This is a genomic window from Hyalangium gracile (genome assembly GCF_020103725.1).
In the GTDB taxonomy this organism is placed as follows: Bacteria; Myxococcota; Myxococcia; order Myxococcales; family Myxococcaceae; genus Hyalangium; species Hyalangium gracile.
This window is the reverse complement of sequence record NZ_JAHXBG010000040.1, coordinates 1-18,735: the sequence shown is the minus strand read 5'-3', so window position 1 is coordinate 18,735 and position 18,735 is coordinate 1. Positions and strand designations below refer to the sequence as shown.

Here is an 18,735-nt window from a genome sequence, read left to right as displayed (position 1 = left end):
GAGTGTCAGGGCTCGGCCCACTGCCGGAGCAGGTTGTGGTACACGCCCGTCAGCATGACCAGGGAGGGGCTCTTCGGCACCTCCTGGTTGAGCTGCATGATCGCCGTGTCGAGATCGAAGAGCACCGCGCGCTGGCTCACGTCCCGGATCATGCTCTGCACCCAGAAGAAGGACGCCAGCCGCACGCCCCGCGTCACCGGGGTGACGTGGTGCAGGCTCGACGCCGGGTAGACGATGAGGTCCCCCGCCGGCAGCTTCACCGCGTGGCTGCCGTAGGTGTCCTCCACGACGAGCTCTCCGCCGTCATAGCTGTCGGGCTCGGAGAGGAAGAGCGTGGCCGAGACGTCGGTGCGGATGCGCAGCGGCGTCCCGGTGATGGGGCGGATGGCGTTGTCCACGTGCGAGCCGAACGTCATCCCGCCCTCGTAGCGGTTGAAGAGCGGAGGGAACACCCGCTGCGGCAGCACGGCGGAGATGAACAGGGCGCTGCGCTCCAGCGCCCCGAGCACCAGGTCCCCCAACTCCCGTGCCGCCGGGCCGTTCTCCGGCAGCTGGAGGTTCTTCTTCACCTGCGCGGACTGGTGGCCGGCGGTGCCGCGGCCGTCCTCCCAGTCCGCCCTGCCGAGGACCTCCCGGCAGTGGCCCACCTGCTCGGCGGTGAGGACGTTGGGGATGTGAAGCATCATGGTTAGAACCGGTACTTGCCCGCCAGGGTGACGGTGCGCCCTTCCGCGGGGACAGCGTGCCCCGAGTAGTACTGTCCGTAGAAGAGCTTGTTGGTGAGGTTGTTCAGGTTGAGCTGAACCTCCGCCTTGCCCCACGCGTAGCCAGCGTAGGCGTCGAAGCGCCAGAAGTTGGGCACCTTGTTGAAGGCCTGCGCCTCGGACGTCGGGTTGTTGACCGTCGTCACGCTCTGGTAGATGGCGCCGCCGCCCAGCGTGAGGTTCTCGATGACCTGGTACGTCGTCCAGAGCGAGAGGCTGTTCTTCGGCGTGTTCGGCAGCGGCTGGCCCTCGAGGTAGTCGTTGGGGTGCTCGAGGATCGCCGAGTAGATGTGGGTGAAGTTGGCGAACAGCCTCCAGCGCTCGGTGAGCGTGCCCGCCGCGCCGAGGTTGTAGCCCTCCGCGCGCTGCTTGCCCTCCAGGATCTGCGGCGGGCCCTGCGGATCGCTGTTCGGCACGCGCCCGTTCTTCTTGTCGATGCGGAACACCGCCGCGCTCAGGCCCAGCCGGTCCGACAGGAGGTCCGCCTTGGCGCCGAACTCGAGGATCTGGTTGCGCTCCGGCTCCAGGCTCACGGTGTCCGCGGTGAGCGAGCCCGCCTCCGCCGACGGGTTCGCGGAGGTGCCGTACATCCCGTAGACGCTCGTCTTCTCCACCGGGTGCAGGACGGCGCCCGCGCGCCAGTTGGCGAACTTGTCGCGGTTCTTCAGCGAGGTGACCACCCCCGCGTTGTTCGTGGCCGAGTAGTTCGTGCCGAACATGTCGTAGCGGAGTGAGCCGACCAGCTCCACGTACTTCGTGATCTCCAGTTGCTCCGAGGCGTAGAACGCCACCGTCCGCTGCAGGCTCGTGTTGGAGTTGGAGAAGTTCCTGTTCACCACGGACAGGTCCGGCGAGTGATCCGGATCGCGCAGATCGGCGGGCAGGTTCGGCCCGGTGGGCAGGCCGGCCGCCTCCAGGTTGTGGCGCGTCTGATCGCGCGTCTCACGGGACAGCTCCACGCCGACGTTCGCGGTGTGCTTGAGGAAGCCCGTCTCGAACTCGCCCCGCAGATCCAGCTGGTTGACCAGGTAGGAGTTGTCCGTCCCCGTCTCGAAGCGCTGCCGCCCCACCGTCGTGGGCTCTCCGGAGGGCGTGAGCCCGCGCGGCGCCGTGGGCCTGGCGAACCGGTCCACCACGCCGTAGCGCAGCGTGTCCGTCAGGGTCAGGGTGTCGCCGATCCGGTGCTGGATGCGCCCCGTCACGATGTTGGCGTTGACCCGCTCGATGTCCGAGCCCTCCACGCCGTAGAATGCGTCACGCGGGACGCCGATGCTGCTCGAGACCGGGTACCCGTTGAAGTAGGGCTGGCCATAGTCCGGGACGCTGTCCTCGTGCTGGTAGAGGTAGTCGGCGTCGATGGTGGTGTTCTCTCCCAGCTCGTAGCGCAGCGAGGGCGCGACGCCGAGGCGGTTTGCCTCCACCGTGCTGCGCCCCGCCACTCCGGACAGCTGTCCCGCCGCGTTGATGCGGGCCTGGAAGCGATCCGTGATGGCCTCGTTGACGTCGATGCCCACGCGGCCCGAGGGCGCCGTGCCACCGAGCACCGACACCTCCTGGAAGGACCTGCCCACCGGCTTCTTCGTGGAGAGGTTGATCGCGCCTCCCGTCGAGCCCCTTCCGAAGAGCACCGCCGAGGGGCCGAAGAAGACCTCGACTCCCCCGACGTTGAAGGTGTCTCGCGTGTACCAGCCGATGTCGCGCACGCCGTCGCGGCTCACGTCGGTCTGCGCCGAGAAGCCACGGAGGATGAAGCTGTCACCCTGGCGGCCACCCTCGCCCGCGGTGACCGTGATGCCCGAGACGTTGCGCAGCGCCTCGCGCACCGTCGTCGCCTTCTGCTCCTCGATCACCTTCTCCGGAACCACGGTGACGGTCTGCGGCGTGTCGACGAGCGCCTTCGGCAGGCGCGTGAGGGTGCTCTCCTCCGCGCGGTAGGGCTCGGCCTCGCCCTGCACCTGCACCGTCGGGAGGGTGAACTGACCCTCGGTGCCCGCGGCGTCCTGGGTGGGAGCGGCGGTGGTCGCCGGGGCCGAGCCTTCGGGGGCGGGCGCGGCCTCACCGGTGAGCGGGTGCGGCGGGGGCGTGGGACGGCTCTCCTCCGTCACCTGCGCCGCCGGGGTGTCCGTGGGAGCCGCCGGCTCCTGCGCCACCGCGCCGCTGGCGGCCAGCGCGGAGGCGAGCCCCACGGCCGCCGGGCCCCAGGGCCTCAGTGAGCCGCGCAGGCCTCCCGCGTGGCCCTTCATCGCGCGAACCCCTGCTCTTCCGCTCTTCGACGACGACATGTGTACCCCTCCTGTCTCTGGAACCCGGTGCCGCTCCGCGGAGGGCTTCCGGGGTTTCTCGGTTGGTTGAATGTGATTTTGATTCTCAAAGTCCGTGCGCAGCGAGGCGCTACCCCGGGGCCGCGCGGCGACTCACGCGCGGGCCGGGCTCACCTCAGGCGGGAGTTTCTGGCTGGACCGGGGACGCGGTGGGCTCGGAGGCCGACGCGCGAGAGCCGCGGCGGAAGAACCGTCTCCAGGACAGACTGAAGCCGGTCCAGACGAGGAAGCCTCCGCCCAGCGAGGCGAGCGCGGCGACGAGCTGGCCCACCCATCCGAGCGCCTCTCCCGTGTGCAGGAAGCGCAGCCAGGTCCTGATCTTCCGGCCGCTGTTGTAGTCCGCGAAGGTCTCCCGGCGGAGCACCTGGCCGGTGAAGGGATCCAGCGACACCTGAGCCGAAGCGAAGAGCGGCCAGGCCTCCTGCTCCTTGATGGAGAAGGTCGTTGCCTGACGGCCTCCACCGCGTGCCTCGTTCCCACCCGGGCGTCCGCGACCTTCTCCGCCGCCAGGACCGCCCGCGCGGGCCCCTTCCCCACCGGGAGCACCGCCAGGCTGCGGCCCGCGCTGAGCGTTGCCGCGAGGCCCGCCTCCCATGCGAAGCGAGATGCTCTCCCAGGCGGCCGACTGCTTCCGGGCCTCGGCGAAGAGGGCGTCCATGGCGAGCGGGCTGGCCCCCGCAGGCGGCTCGGGGACCTGGACCGGCGCCTGGGCGATCGGGCCCTGGGTGGCGGGAGGCTCATTCCCCGTGAGCTTGAAGACGAGATCCGACGCCCACTTGTAGGAGATGACCATGCCCGACGCCGTCAGGACGATGATCACGGGCAGGAACCAGAAGCCCGTCACGTTGTGCCAGTTGAAGTCTCGCGCCTTGCCCTGGAGCCCGCGCCTGAACCAGAACGTGGGGCGCACCGTCTTCCACGTCCACTTCCGCGGCCACCACAGGTACAGGCCGGTGATGGCGAGCAGGAGGAACGCCGCGTTGCTCACGCCGGTGATGGCCTTACCCACCGCGCGATTGTCATCCTTGGCTCCGAGCCAGCGGTGCCACTCCTCCATCTGGTGGAGGAACGCGCGCAGCCCCTGGGCGCCCATCTCCCGGACTTCGCCGGTGTAGGGGTTCACGTAGACGCCACTGCCACGGCCAGTGTTCACGAGCACCGCCGAGGTCGGCTCGGAGTACACCGTCACGCCGGAGACTTGCGCCTCTGGCTTCGCGGCGCGGACACGGGCCACCAGCTCATCCACCGGGAGCCTGGGCGCATCCGGAGTCGCGGGCCGCACCTGCCGCGCCTCGCGGTCCGCCTGGTCCAGGAGCTGCGGCTCGAAGGCGATCAGCGCCCCCGTGATGGACATGACGGCGATGACGAGCCCCGCGACGAGCCCCGCGACCAGGTGGATCCAGAAGATGATCGTGCGAAAGGTGCTTTTCATGAACCGCTTCCTGGGGGCTGCGCTCACTTCAGGGAGAACTGGACCGGGACCTCGATGATCACGCGCACGGGCCGGCCCTGACGCCCGAGGGCCGGAGTGAAGCGCCACTGGCTCACGGCGGACACGGCCGCCGCGTCGAGCGCGGGGACGGAGCGGATGACGCGCGTGTGCTCGGGCTCGACGCGCCCGTTGGCCCCGATGATGACTCGCACCAGGACCAGTCCCTCGATGCCTCGCTTCCGAGCCGCCCGGGGATATTGCGGCTGGACCTGCTCGAGCACCGTCGGAGGGCGGGCCACCAGCTTCACGTCGACGGCCTCTCCTCCCGAGACTCCCAGCGTGGAGCCACCCGGGGTGCTCACGGCGGAGCTCACCACCCCCGCGACGAGGCCCGTCACCAGCTCGGGGCCCGGTGCTGCCTCCGCGACCTCGTCGTCGGCGGGGGGCTCGGGGGTGTCCTGCACGGCCTGCTGGGGCTCCGGGGCCTTCTCCGAAAGAGGCGCGGGGATCTCCCTCGGCGCGACGAGCGGGCGCGGCGGCCGGGCCCGAGCCTTGGGCTGGACCCGCTCAGGCACCGCCGCGGGAGCCACCGCGGCCTGCGGAGCCGCGGCCTTCGGCGCCATGAAGGTGAGCATGACCAGCTCTGGCTCGGCGGGCGGCGGAGGCGCCTTGGGGGCCGCCTGCGGGACCGAGAGCCCGAGGACGATCGCGCCGACATGGATGAACGCGGCGACGAGGAGCGCCGAGCCCCATCGCTCCCACTCCCCTGCCCCGGCAGCGGCCTCTCCCATGAGGAAGAGCCCTCCAGGGGGCCGGACCTTCTCCCTCCGGGGCGGAGCCTCTTGCTGGGGAGCCATGAGGTCGATATTGAGAATCGTTCTCAACTTCACGACCTACGGATACCCTGTAGGGAGCAGACGCGTCAACCCACGGGCAGGCGGAAACCACACGCACTGCCCGAGGAAAAATCCAAAGGTTCAGTACTTGTAGAAGCCCCGCCCGCTCTTCTTCCCGTACCAGCCGGCGTCCACGTACTGGCGCAGCAGCGGGCACGGGCGGTACTTGGGATCGCCCAGGCCCTTGTGGAGCACCTCGGCGATGTAGAGGCAGGTGTCCAGGCCGATGAAGTCGGCCAGCTGCAGCGGGCCCATGGGCTGGTTGGTGCCCAGCTTCATCGCCGTGTCGATGTCCTCGGCGGTGCCCAGGCCCTCCATCAGCGCGAAGCAGGCCTCGTTCAGCATGGGGATGAGGATGCGGTTGACGATGAAGCCCGGCATGTCCTTGGACACCACCGTCGTCTTGCCCATCTTCTCGGCCAGCGCGCGCGTCTTCTGGTACGTCTCGTCCGACGTCGCCGCGCCCCGGATCAGCTCCACCAGCTGCATCAGCGGCACCGGGTTCATGAAGTGCATCCCGATCACCGCCTCGGGGCGCTTCGTGGAGGCGGCGATGCGGGTGATGGGGATGGAGGAGGTGTTCGTCGCCAGCACCCCGCCCGGCTTCACCACCGCGTCCAGGTCCTGGAAGATGCGGCGCTTGAGGTCCTCGTTCTCCGTCACCGCCTCGACGGCGAAGTCCACGTCCTTCACGTCGGCGGCGGAGGTGGAGGTGGCCAGGTTCGCCTCGGCCGCCTTGCGCTTCGCGTCGTCCAGCTTGCCCTTCTCCACCAGCTTCGCCAGGCCCGCGCGGATGCGGTCCGCGCCCTTGGCGAGCCCCTCCTTCGAGACGTCCACCAGCGTGACGCGCAGCCCCGCCTGCAGCGACACCTGCGCGATGCCCGCGCCCATCTGCCCTGCCCCGACGACGATGATGTGCTCCGATGCCATGGCGACTCCTGCTCCGGCCGAGAGTGAAGTGCGGGCGCTATAGCCCCCGCCTCCGGACGGGTCAACGGCTCGCGGGCAGCCGCAGCGTCCGCAGGACGTACTTCTCCTCGCCGATCGTCAGCGGCTCCACCAACGGCGGGCGCGTGGGGCGGCCCTCCTCCTTCACGAAGATGAGCGCGCGGTAGGTGCCCTCGGGCAGCGCCACCTCGAGCTTCACCTCGTGCGGCGGGGCCGTGGCGAAGAAGCGCTCCTCGCGCTTGAGGATCTTCCCGTCCTCGGCCGTCACCTGGAAGTCCAGGGCGCGCACGGCGCTCCAGCCCGAGCCGTCGAGCTGCCACACCAGCTCGCGCTCGGGAGTGCCCGTCAGCTCCCACAGCCACACGCCCAGCGCCACCATCACCAGCAGCGGCAGTCGCTTCATCATCGGGTGGCTGCGCCAGCCCGGTCGCGCTTCAGCCTCCAACGTCACTCCTTCTTGGACCGCTTGTTGCCCTGGCGCGCGTTCAGCTCGGAGATGACGACGCGAGGCGGCTTGCCGGAGCCCTCTTCCGTCTTGGAGGAAGGCTTCTTCTCCTCCTCCTTCTCCTCGTCGGCGGGCACCAGGCGGATCTGCGCCCGGACGTCCAGCGTCATCCCGGACATCAGCTTCACGAACTCCTCGCGCAGCTTCTCCGACTGGAGGAAGCGGCGCAGTTCGTCGGTCAGCACGCGGCCGACCTCGTCCTTGGTCTTCTCGGCCTGGGAGAGGATGAAGCCCAGCACCTCCTTGGGCAGCTTGAGCTGCCCGGCGAGGTTGCGGATGCCCTCCTCCGTCATGAAGATGGCGCCCAGCCCGGCCACCGCCACCTTGCGAACGAACTCCGGCACGAAGCCTGGGCGGCCCTCACGGTTCCCGTGGGGTGGCTGGTCGTCGTCGAGCGGATCCGGCGGATAGTCTTCGCTGTCACCAGCCATGAGGACCTCGTGGACTGCGGGGCTCAGCGCGCCTGCATCACCGGCAGCCGGACCGCCCGAGCGCTCTCGGTGGACACCCGGCCAGCGACATTGCGGGCCACCTCCATGAAGGCCCGCGCCTCCGGGCTGTCCGGTGCGCCCGCCACCACCGGCACCCCCGAGTCTCCCGACTCGCGTACCTTGAGGTCCAGCGGAACCTCACCCAGGAAGGCGATGTTGAACATCTCCGCGGCCTTGCGGCCTCCGCCGTGGTTGAAGATGTGGGTCGTCTGGGAGCAGTGCGGGCAGACGAACTGGCTCATGTTCTCCACGATGCCGAGCACCGGGATGTGGACCTTGTCGAACATCTGCTTGGCGCGCACCACGTCCGCCAGCGCCACGTCCTGCGGCGTGGTGACGAGCACCGCCCCGGCCGCCCGCACGCTCTGCGAGAGGGACAGCGCCACGTCACCGGTGCCCGGCGGCAGGTCGAGGATGAGGTAGTCCAGCTCGCCCCACTTCACGTCGCGCACCAGCTGCATGAGGGCGCCGTGCAGCATGGGCCCGCGCCAGATGAGCGCCTGATCGGCCTCCACCAGGAAGCCGATGGACATCACCTTCAGCCCGAACTTCATCATCGGGTTGAGCGTCTTGCCGTCCGGGCTGGTGGGGCGCTCGGTGATGCCCGTCATGAGTGGAACGGACGGGCCGTAGAAGTCCGCGTCCAGCAGGCCCACCTGGGCGCCGTGCTTCGCCAGCGCCACGGCGAGGTTCACCGCCACGGTGCTCTTGCCCACCCCGCCCTTGCCCGCGCCCACGAGGATGATGTTCTTCACGCCCGGCAGCAGGGCCTGGCCCTGGCCCGGCGCCGCGCCGCCCGTGGCGCGCACCTGGGCGCCCCACTCGATGTCGAAGGACTTCAGGCCCGGCACCGCCTTGAGGGCCGCCTCGGCGTCCGCCTGGATCTTCCCCTTCAAGGGGCAGGCGGGCGTGGTCAGCTCGATCTTCAGCTTCACGGTGTCGCCGCTCAGGCGGATGTCCTTCACCATCCCCGCCTTCACCAGATCCACGTGCAGCTCGGGATCCATCACCTTCGACATCGCCGCGAGGATGTCGCGCTCGGAAACGCTCATCGGGACACCTGAAACCTTTTGGAAATCGGGCAGTTGCGAGCCCGGAAGGGCGCGGAGGATGGCCAGCGCCCTGGGGGACTGTCAACGACGTTTAACGCGCCCTGCCCCCCGCCGCACGCTCCGGGCCTCCGCCCGCCTGCATGGCTCCGGTAAGGCCGACGCTCACTCGATGGCGGCCACGCGGTACTCGCCCTCCTCCAGCACCAGGCGCACGGCCCGGTCCGCGCCCAGCGGGAAGGAGGCATCGCTGTTGGTCACCTTCACATTGCCCCGGAGCGCCAGGCGGGCGCGCCTCATGCGCTCCTTGGCCAGGGGCTCGCGCTGGAAGTCCTCGCGGAAGCGCTCCGGCGTGTAGCGGGAGCGCAGCGGTCCGCTCAGCAGGCTCCAGGCCTTCTCCCAGTCCCGAGCCTCCACCGCGTTGAGGAAGCGCGTCAGGACGGCCTTCGCCTCGTCCGCGGGCCGGGTCTCCACCACGCGCCAGCTGTCCTGCCGGCGCTCGACGATCAGGTTCGGGCCACGGGCCTCGAGGTCCGCGGCGCTGGCGCGCACGGAGGCGGCCCGCTCGCGGCGCGCCGTGACGTCCGCGTAGCGCTCACGGAAGCCTGGCTCCCCCTCGGGCAGGCCGGTGGTGAGGGCGTAGGCCTTCGAGAGGTTGTTCTCCTCCAGCGCCTTCGCGTAGGCCTCGGCGACGACCGATGGGCCCTTCGGTGTGGCGCAGCCAGCGGTCAGGGCCAGGAGCAGGAACAGGCGGCGGACGGGCTTCATGGAGCGCGGCAGCGTAGCACCCGGTCCACACGGTCCGAAGGCGAACGCGCCTCGCGGCGGTCCACTCGCTCTCCAGGCAACGATCGGCGCTCGGGCACGCACGAAAACCCTGCGCCGTCAGCGACTGGACGTCACTTCTCAGAACCCGGCGCGCATCCTATCCTTTGCCTGCTGCCTCCCATGAGCACCATCCACATCCTTCGAGACTTCTACTCCCCGCAGGAAGGCATCACCCGCGCCGTGCGCATCTACACGCCGGACGGCTACGAGCCTTCCTCGGATCGGCGCTACCCCGTCCTCTACATGCACGACGGGCAGAACGTCTTCGCCCATTCGGAGTCGGCCATCTACGACACCTGGTGCGCGAACCGGGTGCTGGACGGGATGGTGCACGCGGGGCAGGTCGAGCCGTGGCTGGTCGTCGCCGTCGACTCCACCCCCAACCGCCTCTCCGAGTACTCGCCGTGGGACGAGCCCCGCAGCAACGTGAGCGCCCGGGGCGAGGCCTATACCCGCTTCATCGTCGAGACGCTCAAGCCGTTCGTCGACCGCCACCTGCGCACGCGGCAGGGCCCGGAGTGGACGGGCGTGATGGGCTCCTCGCTGGGCGGCCTCATGTCGCTCTACCTGGGGTGGACGCACCCGGAGCTGTTCGGCCGCATCGGCGGCATGTCCCCGTCGGTGATGTGGAGCTACGGGCGCCTCTTCCACCAGTGGACATCCCATACCCGCCGCTGGTCGCGCATCTACCTGGACGCGGGCACCCACGAGAACGTCGATCCCGTGGGCTGGCCGATGCTCTATGGCCAGGCGACGCGGGACTTCTACTTCCACCTCAAGGGGCTGGGGTACCACGACCACGAGCTGGCACTCTTCCTGGAGCCGGAGGGCAACCACCACGAGCTGGACTGGCAGCGCCGGCTGCCCACCGCCCTGCGCTGGCTGCTGAGCTGAGCTTCAGGCCGGCGCCTGGATGAAGCGGACGGCCTCGCGCATCGCGTCGAGCTCCTGGTGGCGGCTCAGGTAGATCTCGTTGCCCAGCGCGCTGTGGAAGACGGCGGGCAGCTCCCGGTGCTCGAGCAGCGCCGTGCCCAGGCGTGACACCACCTGCGAGTGGGGATGCTTGTACGAGCGGCCCGCCCGGCGCGAGGTGTGACAGACGTAGTACTTGCGCGTGTAGTGGAAGTCGCTGACCGGATCGCCCGTGAGCATGCGCGCCCACAGCCGATACACGTCGATGTCGCACGCGTAGTTCATCATGTCCGTCAGCACGCTGCCGGGCGGACGCAGGTTGGCCTCGAGCGCGACGAAGCTGCCGTCCTCGAGCCGGAAGAACTCCAGGTGGAACCACCGCTCGCGCAGGCCGAGCGCCGCCACCGTCTTGCGCCCCAGCGCATCGAGCTCCGGCGGCAGCTCGCGCAGGCTCCAGATGACCAGCTCGCGCTGCTCGAGCACCGACTCCATGATGCCGTTGCTGTACTCGTGGCTGAAGGCGCAGATGATCCGGCCGTCCCCGTCCACCATGCCGTCGTAGGTGACGATGGTGCCCTTCACGAACTTCTGCGCCGCATAGCCGGGCAGCGGCTGGGCGAAGGCGCTGTCCACCTCGGCGTCGCTCTTGACGGTGAAGGTGTGGGCGGCGCCCACGCCCACGTCCGGCTTGAGGACGAGCGGGTAGCCCACGCGCCTGGCGAAGGCCTTCACCTCGGCGGCGTCCCTGGCGGCGATGGCGTCCGGGTGCGCAATGCCGGCCTGCTTGAAGAGATCATGCATGCCCAGCTTGGAGCGCAGCTGGCGCAGATCCGCGGGCCGCAGGCCGGGCACGTGGAAGTCCTCGCGCAGGCGGGCCTCGCTCTCCAGCCAGGTCTCGTTCAGCGAGTCGATGCGGTGGATGCGGCCATAGCGCCAGGTGAAGTACCCGACGGCGCGCAGCATGGACTCCGCGTCGTCCAGATTGGGCGTGAAGAAGTATTCGCTCAGCGAGTTCTTCAGCTCCTGCCGCAAGGTGTCATACGGCGCGTCACCAATCCCCAGGACGTTGACCCCTCGCTCGCGGAGTGCTGTCACAAAGTGAACGAAGTGGCTTGGGAAGTGGGGAGAGATGAAGACGACGTTCATGGTTTCGCGGGCACCCTCCGGCTCCGCAGGATAGCGAATTTCCTGGGACAAGGAGTATCCCTTTTGCGCAGTGCGTCGAGCGGCCGCCCGGCGGGCCGGGCGTACCGCACGGCTGGGGCCTACCCGTCGCGGCGCATCGAGGACCGGCCGAGGGACCAGGAGGTTGGACAGAGCGCGTACAGGTGGGTGCTCGACATGCTCAGCAGCAGCTGGAGCAGCGAGCGGCGGCGCTCTCCCACGCTGTAGAGGGCGAGCTCGAACTTCCCCGCCGGTACCTTGGCCAGATCCATGGCGTGGCGGCAGGCCTCCTCGAAGCTGCCGGCGCGGTCCACCAGCCCCGCGGCCAGCGCCCGGGTGCCCGAGTACACACGGCCCTCGGCGCGCTCGTGGATCTCCTCCTTGGTCCGGCCGCGCGCCTTGGCCACGTGGGCCAGGAAGGCCTGGTACGTCTCCTCCACCTCCGCCTCGAGCGAGGCGCGCTCGTGCGGGGTGAAGCCCCGGGACGTCGAGAAGATGCCCGAGTTCTCCCCGCGGGCGATGATCGTCCTGCGCACGCCCAGGCGCTCCATCAGCCCGGAGGCCTCGAACTTCCCGGCGAAGACGCCGATGGAGCCGATGATGGCGTGCGGCGTCGTCCAGATCTCCTTGGCTCCCAGCGCGGCCATGTACCCGCCGCTGGCGCAGACCTGATCCACGAAGGCGATCACCGGCTTCTTGCGCCCCACGCGCTGCACGGCCTCCAGGATCAGCTCCGAGGCCAGCGCCGAGCCGCCCGGGCTGTCGATGTAGAGCACCACCGCCTTGGCCCGCTTGTCCCGCCCCGCCTGGCGCAGCGCCTTCACCACCGACTCCGCGCCGGCCGTCTTCGGGCCCATGCCTCCGGAGCCCTTCCCCGGGATGATCATCCCCGACACCTTCACCAGCCCGAGCTTCGGCCGCCGCCGCATCGGCCTCCACTTCACCTGGGGGAAGGGCTGGGTGGAGAACCAGTGGGACATCGGCTCGATCGGCTCCTCGGCGTCGTCCGGGTCCTTCTCCTGGCGACGGCGCTCGTCCAGCCGTGCCGGCAGGTCGGCCTCGCCGCAGACCCCATCCACCAGCCCCGCCGCCACCGCGCGCTGGGCGCTGTAGGGCCCCGAGTCGATGAGCGCCCGGACCTCCTCGGGCGTCTTCTTGCGGCCCCGGGCCACCGTGTCCACCAGGTCCGCGTAGCGCTCGTCGAGGAAGGCCTCGAGCGTCTGCCGCTGGATGTCCGAGACGTGGGCGTGGGTGAACAGCTCCGGGGCCGTCTTGTAGTCGCCGCGCCGCACGAAGTGGGCCTGGATGCCCACCCGGGAGAGGCCCTCGCCCAGCGCGGTGGCCTCGGCGGCATAGCCCACCAGCTCGAGCCGGCCCGCGGGCGCCAGGAGCACCTCGTCCGCGGCGCACAGCACCTGGTAGCCCAGGTTGTCCAGGCTCACGGCCCAGCCCACCACGCGCTTGCCCGCCGCCCGGAAGTCCGTGAGCAGCTTCACCAGCACGTCCTTCTTCGCGGAGGCGACCTCCAGCCCCTCGAGCTCCAGGAGGATGCCCTTCACGTGCGCGTCCCGGGCCAGCAGCCCGAGCGCCTCCTGGAAGGACTCCAGTGAGGAGACGGTGCCGGGCTCCGGGCTCGAGCCGCCCAGCTTGAAGCGGCTCTTTCGCTGCTCGCGGTAGGGCGGATCTCCGGCGAGCCGGAAGCGGACGTAGGTGGGGCGGTGTCGCGAGGCCAGCAGGCGGAACGGCAGCCCGAGCAGGGTCCGCACCAGCAGCAGCAGGTTGGCGATGGCGACGAAGACGAGGCGCAGCATGGAGGCCCGAGGGAAGGAGTCGTCCCCGAGCGTCATGGACGGCCGGGGCGGACGCAAGCCTTGTTCCACGGGGATGTGCGCGGGGTGATGGAGGCTCCGGAGGGGCTCTGAAGAGGCTCCGGAAGCTCCCCTGCCCGCTCCGGGAGCCCTCGCCGCGGGCTTCCCATAGCCTGGGGTGGCTCTCCGCTGGCCTACCCGTGGTAGCATGGCTGGCCATGCGTACGCTCTCGCGCCTCATCGTCCTGTCCGCCCTGCTCTCCGGGGGTGCCGTCCTGGCCGGCCGTCCCGTGCAGGAGTTCAAGCCGCCTCCCGCCATGACCGAGGAGGAGCGGGCCGCCCTCAAGGCCAAGCAGCTCGGCGGCAACATGAACGCCTACGGCAAGGACATCCAGATCAAGGAGACACCGGTGCCCTGGGCCGCCATCGGCCTGGCCGGCATCGTGTTCCTCGTCGCCACGCCGTTCGCGCTGCGCGCGTACCGCAACACGACGAAGGAGATCGCCGACGTGAACACCTTCGGCGCCTCGGGCAAGGCGAGCGCCGAGGACGAGGCCTAGGCCGCTGACGCCTCAGGCCGGGCGGACCTCCACCGCGCCGCCCGGCTCGACGGCTACCTTCACGGGCAGGAAGCGCTCGATGACGCGGGCATGCGTCGTCAGGTGCTCCGTCACCCGTGAGGCCGTGAAGCGCGTGGTGCCTGGCGTGGACGGGCCCAGCCTCCCCGCGGCCAGCAGCGCCGCCGGGAGCAGGAGCTGATCCCCCAGGTGCTCGTCGATGGCGCCGGCGGACTCCATGAAGCGAGCCACCGCCTCGGCGGCCTCGCGCCCCACCTCCTCCGCCGGCCGTCCCCGCTCTCCGAGCGCGGTGAAGCCCGCGAAGGTGTTCTCGAACTCCGCCAGGATGAAGGTGACGGTGCCCGCCGAGCGCGTCACGGGCAGCGCCCGGTTCTGCGAGTGGCAGTAGAGCCCCCGCTCGCGCAGCGCGGCCTCGGCGGCGCGGGACTGGCGATCGGCGATGGAGAAGGGCAGCCCGCCCACGAAGGAGCTGACGGTGATGTCCTGCAGCGTGCCGCGCGCGGGCAGATCCACCAGCCGCGGGGGCTCGGCCGGAGCGGAGAGCTCCGCCTGGAACTCGCCGCCGCCCTCCGGGTAGAAGCCCGCGTGCGTGAGGCTCAGGGAGGCGTGCAGCCCGTAGGCGTGCATCACCGGGAGCCAGACGTTGACGAGGTAGTGGTAGCTGGGGCTGTGCGGCAGGTGGGTGCCTCCGCGCAGCGTGAGCTGCCCGCCTCCGGCCAGAGCCAGGGGGAAGAAGAGGCACTGGAAGAGCAGCGGGGTGCTGCCGGCGGTGCCCACCTCCAGCAGGTAGTCGCCTGGGCGCACGGGGCCCGGGGTGAAGGAGAGCTCCGAGGCCCCCACGGTGGCCCCCTCGCTGGTGCTGGAGCTGAGGGCCTCGGCGCCGCGCACGCAGGCCAGGTGCTGGGGGCGCAGGCCCGAGGGATCCCGGCGCTGGCGCAGGCGGGTGATGTGGAAGGGCCGGCCGGTGATGAGCGACAGGGAGAGCGCCGAGCGGAGGATCTGCCCTCCCCCCTCGCCTTCGCTGCCATCGAGCTGCACCGGCCCCTCTTCGGGCCGGCTGGTGCCGGTCATGGTGTCCCTGTGCCGCGATGCATGAGCAATGCAGCGTAGCAGAAGCGCTTGGGGTACTGTCCGCGCTTCGTGGCCCTCGCCATCTTCCTGCTGACGTACGTCTTCATCGCCGGGGCGCGCCTGCCCTTCCTCAAGCTGGACCGCCCGGGCGGCGCGCTGCTGGGCGCCGTGCTCATGGTGGTGCTGGGGGTGGTCACCCCGGCCGAGGTCTTCAACCACAGCGAGGATCCCTCCCGCCACGCGGTGGACCTGGACACGATCATCCTGTTGCTGGGGATGATGCTGCTGGCGGCGTACCTGGCGCAGGCGGCCTTCTTCCGGACGGCGGGGGCCTTCACGGTGCGTATGGCCCACACGCCTCGGCTGCTGCTGGCGGCGGTGACGGGCATCAGCGCGCTGCTGTCCGCCTTCCTCGTCAATGACACGGTGTGCCTGATGCTGACACCGCTGGTGCTGGCCGTGGTGGAGGACGCTCGCCTGCCTCCGGTGCCGTACCTGCTGGCGGTGTGCATGGGCTCGAACAGCGGCTCGGTGGCCACCTTCACGGGCAACCCGCAGAACATGCTCATCCAGGGGGCCTCGAAGCTGTCCTACGCGAGCTTCGCCGCGTACATGGCGCTGCCGGCGATTCTGTCCACGGGCATCGTGATCGCGATGCTGCTGTACCTGTTCCGCAAGGAGCTGCCCGCGAAGCGCTTCGATCCGCAGCCGCCTCCGCCTCCGGTGGATCGGCCGCTGCTGGCGCTGACGCTGGCGGTGATGGTGGCGGTGGTGGTGGCCTTCTTCCTGGGCTTCCCCATGAGCTGGAGCGCGCTGACGGGAGCCGCGGTGGTGATGGCCATGGCTCGCCGCGAGCCGCGCTCCATCATGGAGCGGGTGGACTTCGTGCTGCTGCTGTTCTTCGCCAGCCTGTTCATCGTGGTGTACGGGGTGAACAAGCACGGCTGGGCGGAGGAGATCCGGACGATCTTCGCTCCGCTGATGGCGGGGCCGCCGTGGCGGGAGACGCTGGGGTTCGCGGCGCTGACGCTGGTGGCGTCGAACCTGTTCAGCAACGTGCCGTTCGTGATGCTGGCGCGCACGTGGGTGCCGACGCTTCAGAACCCGGAGCTGGGGTGGCACGTGCTGGCGCTGTGCTCGACGCTGGCGGGGAACCTGACCTTGATCGGGAGCGTGGCCAACCTGATAGTGTTCGAGGCCGCGCGCGACAAGGTGAAGATGTCCTTCATGGACTACCTGCGGATCGGCGTACCGGTGACGCTCTTGAGCTTCATCGTGGGGCTCGCGGTGCTCCTTGCCGAGCATGCGCTCTTCTGATCGGGAGATCATCATCATGGACCCGATGTTCCTGAAGGACGTCGAGGCGCATCAAGGCGTCGGCCACTACTCCTCGCTCATCCAGCGGTGCCGCGAGACGGGCAGGCCCTTCCCTCGCATCTGGCACCTGTTCGCGTTCAAGCCGCAGGTGACCGACCCGCTGTCCGCCCTCACCGAGGGTATCATGCGCGGCCCTTCTCCCCTGCCCGCGGGGATGCGCGAGCTGATCGCCGCCTTCACCTCCCGCGGCAATCACTGCTTGTTTTGACTTCACTCCCACGCCGCGGTCGCGGCGAATCTGCTGGGTGATGTGAAGAAGGTCGAAGCCGTCCTCGAGAACCACCACACGGCCCCCATCTCCGAGGCCGAGAAGGCTCTGTTCACCTATATCGAGAAGGTCAACCTGGCCCCCGCGAGGATCCGCCAGGAGGACGTGGATGCCCTCAAGGCCGTGGGCTGGTCGGACGAGGCCATCTACGACGCCGTCAACGTCTGCGCGCTCTTCAACTTCTACAACCGCTGGATCGACGCCAACGGCGTGGGCCACCACTCCGCCGAGATCTATGCCCGCAACGGCGTGCGGCTGGCCCAGAGCGGCTACGTCGACGCTCCCGCGGCAAAGCCGGGCTGAAGGACGGCCCGCTCAGGGATCCGGATCCGGCAGCTCGCCCGCGGGCAGCTCCGGCTCCGGCTTCGGCGGCGGCTGCTGGTTCTCACGACCGGTGCGGTTCGTGCTGTCCGGCGCCGTCAGCTCCGGCCCCTCCGGCAGCGGCGGCCCTCCCCGGCGATCCTTGGGCGTCAGATCCTGCGCGAACTGCTCCGCCACGCCGTCCAGCAGCGACGTGATCGCCTGCCGGAACAGGTCCGGATCCTTGCCCACCCTGAACGGATCCAGGTGCGGAGCCCCCGCCTCGAGCTGGTCCACCTCGAACGGTCGGCGCCACTGCTCGGAGCGGCCATCCAGCCGGAACATGCGCCCGTAGCCCTTCAGGTACGCGCCCGCGTGCCCCTTGTCGCTGCGCATGCCGTAGTCCTGGATGACGAACTCCACCACGACATCCGAGCCCAGCGGCGTGAGCAGATCGTAGTCCGGCGCGTTCGCCGGTACCTCCTCCACCAGGAAGCTCTCCAGCGCCGAGGCCACTCGCGCCGGATCCACGATGTTCGTCCAGGGCCGCTCCCGCGGCAGCTGGTTGATCGTGCTCACCCGCAGGCGCTCGGAGATCTCGAAGCGCGTCACCGCCTTGCTCAGCTTCGCCTGCAGCCGGCGATCGGCCTCCTTCGGCTCGAGCTTCTTCAGCTTCTCGCCGTACGCGTCATCCTCGCGGAAGACGCGGGCCTTGGGCCCGGCGCCATCCTCGATCCGGGAGATGAAGGCCGGCTGCGTCACGCGGTCCAGATCCGCGCCCGCCAGCCGCGTGGTGGCACACCCCGACAGAAACGCCATCAAGACCAGGAACGTGCATCGCGCCATTCCCCACACATACCTCAATGCGCGGCCTGGGGCCCATTCTCGTCACCGGGTGTTGCCGTCCCTACGGTCGCTGCTACCCTGGTGCGGTGAGCCCTCCTTCCTCGCCCCCTCCCCCCACGCGCAAGAAGCGGCTCGGCGAGATCCTCATGGACGCCGGCCTCCTCACCGAGACCCAGCTGCGCTCGGCCCTGGCCGAGCAGCGCAAGTGGGGCGGCAAGCTCGGCCTCACCCTGGTGCAGATGGGCTTCGTGGACGAGAGCTCCATGGTCCACGCCCTCTCGCGCCAGCTGCACATCCCCGTCGTGGAGCTGGATGGGCTCAACCCGCCCGAGTACCTGCTCAAGCTCTTCCGCGTGGACCTCGCCGAGCGCTACACCGTCTTCCCCGTCGCCGCGGACACCGCTCACAAGACGATCACCCTGGCCAGCGCGGACCCCACCAACGTGGAGGCGCTCCAGGAGCTGGCCTTCCACACCGAGCAGAAGGTCCAGGTCGTGGTCAGCAGCGCCTCGGCCATCGAGCGCGCCATCCGCAAGCATTACTACGGGGGCATGGCCACCACGACCGCCAGCCCGGATCAGTTCGGTATCAGCGAGCCCGTGTACGAGTTCTCCCCGCCCGCGCCGCACCGGCTCTCATCGGCCCGCGAGGCCGACCTGCAGCAGCGCCTGGAGGTCCTCACCCAGCAGGTGGCGGATCTACAGCAGATGGTCGCCAACCAGGCCCGCTCGCTCAGCGCGCTCATCGAGGTGCTGGATACCCGAGGCGTCCTCTCGCGCGAGGAGTACTTCTCCAAGCTGCGCGGCTCCTCGCGCTCCTGATCGGTTTCAGGGAAGTCCGGTAGGACACAAGCGGGCCCGTGTCGGGCGAGAATGCCGCCGACTGGTCCGCTTGTGAGCCTGTCGAAATAAGCTGTAGGGTAACGTAGGAGGTAGGTGACAAGGGGATCGACTTGGAAGGTAGGGCGTGGTTGGAAGGCAGGTGTGAACGAGCCGAGCAAGACGCCGAAGCGAGCCCGAGGGGTGCCGGAGACGCAGCAGAGGGGATTTGGCTTCGAGGTGGAAGCCAGCCAGCGGCCGCAGCCTGCAGGCGCCGGGGGGGTGAGGTTCCAGCAGGGCCAGAGGCGGATGTTCATTGGAGAAGAGCCGCTGGAGCAGTACCTGGAGCGCAGTGGGCT

At 69.7% G+C, this 18,735-nt stretch carries 20 protein-coding genes; 7 read left to right on the top strand and 13 right to left on the bottom strand.

The genetic code is table 11. From position 1 onward, the window contains the following. Positions 1 to 5 precede the first annotated feature (5 nt). The 9 genes from KY572_RS44115 to KY572_RS44075 all read right to left on the bottom strand — a co-directional run bounded on the left by KY572_RS44115 (position 6) and on the right by KY572_RS44075 (position 9,174). Positions 6 to 686 carry a Fe2+-dependent dioxygenase gene (locus KY572_RS44115; RefSeq protein ID WP_224249797.1) on the bottom strand — a complete coding sequence of 227 codons (681 nt, stop codon included), beginning with the start codon at positions 684 to 686 and terminating at the stop codon, positions 6 to 8. A gap of 2 nt (positions 687 to 688) precedes the next feature. Next, positions 689 to 3,046: a TonB-dependent receptor gene (locus KY572_RS44110; RefSeq protein WP_224249796.1), complete on the bottom strand. Its 2,358-nt coding sequence runs from the start codon at positions 3,044 to 3,046 to the stop codon at positions 689 to 691. 154 nt (positions 3,047 to 3,200) lie between these two features. Beyond that, on the bottom strand, positions 3,201 to 4,517 hold the full coding sequence (locus tag KY572_RS44105) for a PepSY-associated TM helix domain-containing protein (protein WP_224249795.1): 1,317 nt from the start codon (positions 4,515 to 4,517) through the stop codon (positions 3,201 to 3,203). 23 nt (positions 4,518 to 4,540) lie between these two features. Then, positions 4,541 to 5,308 (bottom strand): energy transducer TonB, encoded by a 768-nt coding sequence (locus tag KY572_RS44100; RefSeq protein ID WP_224249794.1) that lies wholly within the window; start codon positions 5,306 to 5,308, stop codon positions 4,541 to 4,543. A gap of 186 nt (positions 5,309 to 5,494) precedes the next feature. Continuing rightward, positions 5,495 to 6,343, bottom strand: coding sequence for a 3-hydroxyacyl-CoA dehydrogenase family protein (locus tag KY572_RS44095; protein WP_224249793.1), 849 nt, complete (start codon positions 6,341 to 6,343; stop codon positions 5,495 to 5,497). Between the two features lie 61 nt (positions 6,344 to 6,404). Beyond that, positions 6,405 to 6,767: a hypothetical protein gene (locus tag KY572_RS44090; protein WP_224249792.1), complete on the bottom strand. Its 363-nt coding sequence runs from the start codon at positions 6,765 to 6,767 to the stop codon at positions 6,405 to 6,407. Positions 6,768 to 6,808: 41 nt separating this feature from the next. After that, positions 6,809 to 7,297, bottom strand: coding sequence for a hypothetical protein (locus KY572_RS44085; protein WP_224249791.1), 489 nt, complete (start codon positions 7,295 to 7,297; stop codon positions 6,809 to 6,811). A gap of 23 nt (positions 7,298 to 7,320) precedes the next feature. Continuing rightward, positions 7,321 to 8,409, bottom strand: a complete 1,089-nt coding sequence (apbC, locus tag KY572_RS44080) for an iron-sulfur cluster carrier protein ApbC (RefSeq protein ID WP_224249790.1) — start codon at positions 8,407 to 8,409, stop codon at positions 7,321 to 7,323. A 162-nt stretch (positions 8,410 to 8,571) separates the two neighbouring features. Further along, the gene (locus KY572_RS44075) at positions 8,572 to 9,174 is read right to left on the bottom strand and encodes a hypothetical protein (RefSeq protein ID WP_224249789.1); all 603 of its coding nucleotides are present in this window, start codon (positions 9,172 to 9,174) and stop codon (positions 8,572 to 8,574) included. A gap of 180 nt (positions 9,175 to 9,354) precedes the next feature. On the opposite strand from KY572_RS44075, the gene KY572_RS44070 reads away from it, so the two are divergent. Next, on the top strand, positions 9,355 to 10,128 hold the full coding sequence (locus KY572_RS44070) for an alpha/beta hydrolase (RefSeq protein ID WP_224249788.1): 774 nt from the start codon (positions 9,355 to 9,357) through the stop codon (positions 10,126 to 10,128). A gap of 3 nt (positions 10,129 to 10,131) precedes the next feature. Here KY572_RS44070 and KY572_RS44065 read toward each other — a convergent pair whose 3' ends face one another. Further along, positions 10,132 to 11,292 carry an ATP-grasp domain-containing protein gene (locus KY572_RS44065; RefSeq protein ID WP_224249787.1) on the bottom strand — a complete coding sequence of 387 codons (1,161 nt, stop codon included), beginning with the start codon at positions 11,290 to 11,292 and terminating at the stop codon, positions 10,132 to 10,134. Between the two features lie 119 nt (positions 11,293 to 11,411). Continuing rightward, a complete protein-coding gene (gene sppA, locus KY572_RS44060; protein WP_224249859.1) occupies positions 11,412 to 13,121 on the bottom strand; it encodes a signal peptide peptidase SppA in 1,710 nt (569 codons plus the stop codon). A 215-nt stretch (positions 13,122 to 13,336) separates the two neighbouring features. Here sppA and KY572_RS44055 point away from each other — a divergent pair, with 215 nt between their 5' ends. Next, positions 13,337 to 13,678 (top strand): hypothetical protein, encoded by a 342-nt coding sequence (locus KY572_RS44055; protein ID WP_224249786.1) that lies wholly within the window; start codon positions 13,337 to 13,339, stop codon positions 13,676 to 13,678. A gap of 12 nt (positions 13,679 to 13,690) precedes the next feature. Here KY572_RS44055 and rtcA read toward each other — a convergent pair whose 3' ends face one another. Further along, positions 13,691 to 14,767 carry an RNA 3'-terminal phosphate cyclase gene (gene rtcA, locus KY572_RS44050; RefSeq protein WP_224249785.1) on the bottom strand — a complete coding sequence of 359 codons (1,077 nt, stop codon included), beginning with the start codon at positions 14,765 to 14,767 and terminating at the stop codon, positions 13,691 to 13,693. A 69-nt stretch (positions 14,768 to 14,836) separates the two neighbouring features. Between rtcA and KY572_RS44045 the strand changes: the two genes are divergently transcribed. From KY572_RS44045 to KY572_RS44035, 3 genes are read left to right on the top strand one after another with little or no spacing between them, the layout of a single operon-like run. After that, on the top strand, positions 14,837 to 16,084 hold the full coding sequence (locus KY572_RS44045) for an ArsB/NhaD family transporter (protein ID WP_224249858.1): 1,248 nt from the start codon (positions 14,837 to 14,839) through the stop codon (positions 16,082 to 16,084). Beyond that, complete coding sequence (locus KY572_RS44040; protein ID WP_224249784.1) at positions 16,071 to 16,352, top strand: carboxymuconolactone decarboxylase family protein; 282 nt, start codon at positions 16,071 to 16,073, stop codon at positions 16,350 to 16,352. The genes KY572_RS44045 and KY572_RS44040 overlap by 14 nt, the downstream gene beginning before the upstream one ends. 42 nt (positions 16,353 to 16,394) lie before the next feature. Next, complete coding sequence (locus KY572_RS44035; RefSeq protein WP_224249783.1) at positions 16,395 to 16,715, top strand: carboxymuconolactone decarboxylase family protein; 321 nt, start codon at positions 16,395 to 16,397, stop codon at positions 16,713 to 16,715. A 12-nt stretch (positions 16,716 to 16,727) separates the two neighbouring features. On the opposite strand, the gene KY572_RS44030 is transcribed toward KY572_RS44035, so the two are convergent. After that, the gene (locus KY572_RS44030) at positions 16,728 to 17,558 is read right to left on the bottom strand and encodes a hypothetical protein (RefSeq protein ID WP_224249782.1); all 831 of its coding nucleotides are present in this window, start codon (positions 17,556 to 17,558) and stop codon (positions 16,728 to 16,730) included. A gap of 86 nt (positions 17,559 to 17,644) precedes the next feature. Here KY572_RS44030 and KY572_RS44025 point away from each other — a divergent pair, with 86 nt between their 5' ends. Both KY572_RS44025 and KY572_RS44020 read left to right on the top strand, forming a co-directional pair. Next, positions 17,645 to 18,379 (top strand): GspE/PulE/PilB domain-containing protein, encoded by a 735-nt coding sequence (locus KY572_RS44025; RefSeq protein WP_224249781.1) that lies wholly within the window; start codon positions 17,645 to 17,647, stop codon positions 18,377 to 18,379. A gap of 162 nt (positions 18,380 to 18,541) precedes the next feature. After that, the coding region (locus KY572_RS44020) for a hypothetical protein (protein ID WP_224249780.1) at positions 18,542 to 18,735 on the top strand (194 nt) is incomplete at its 3' end.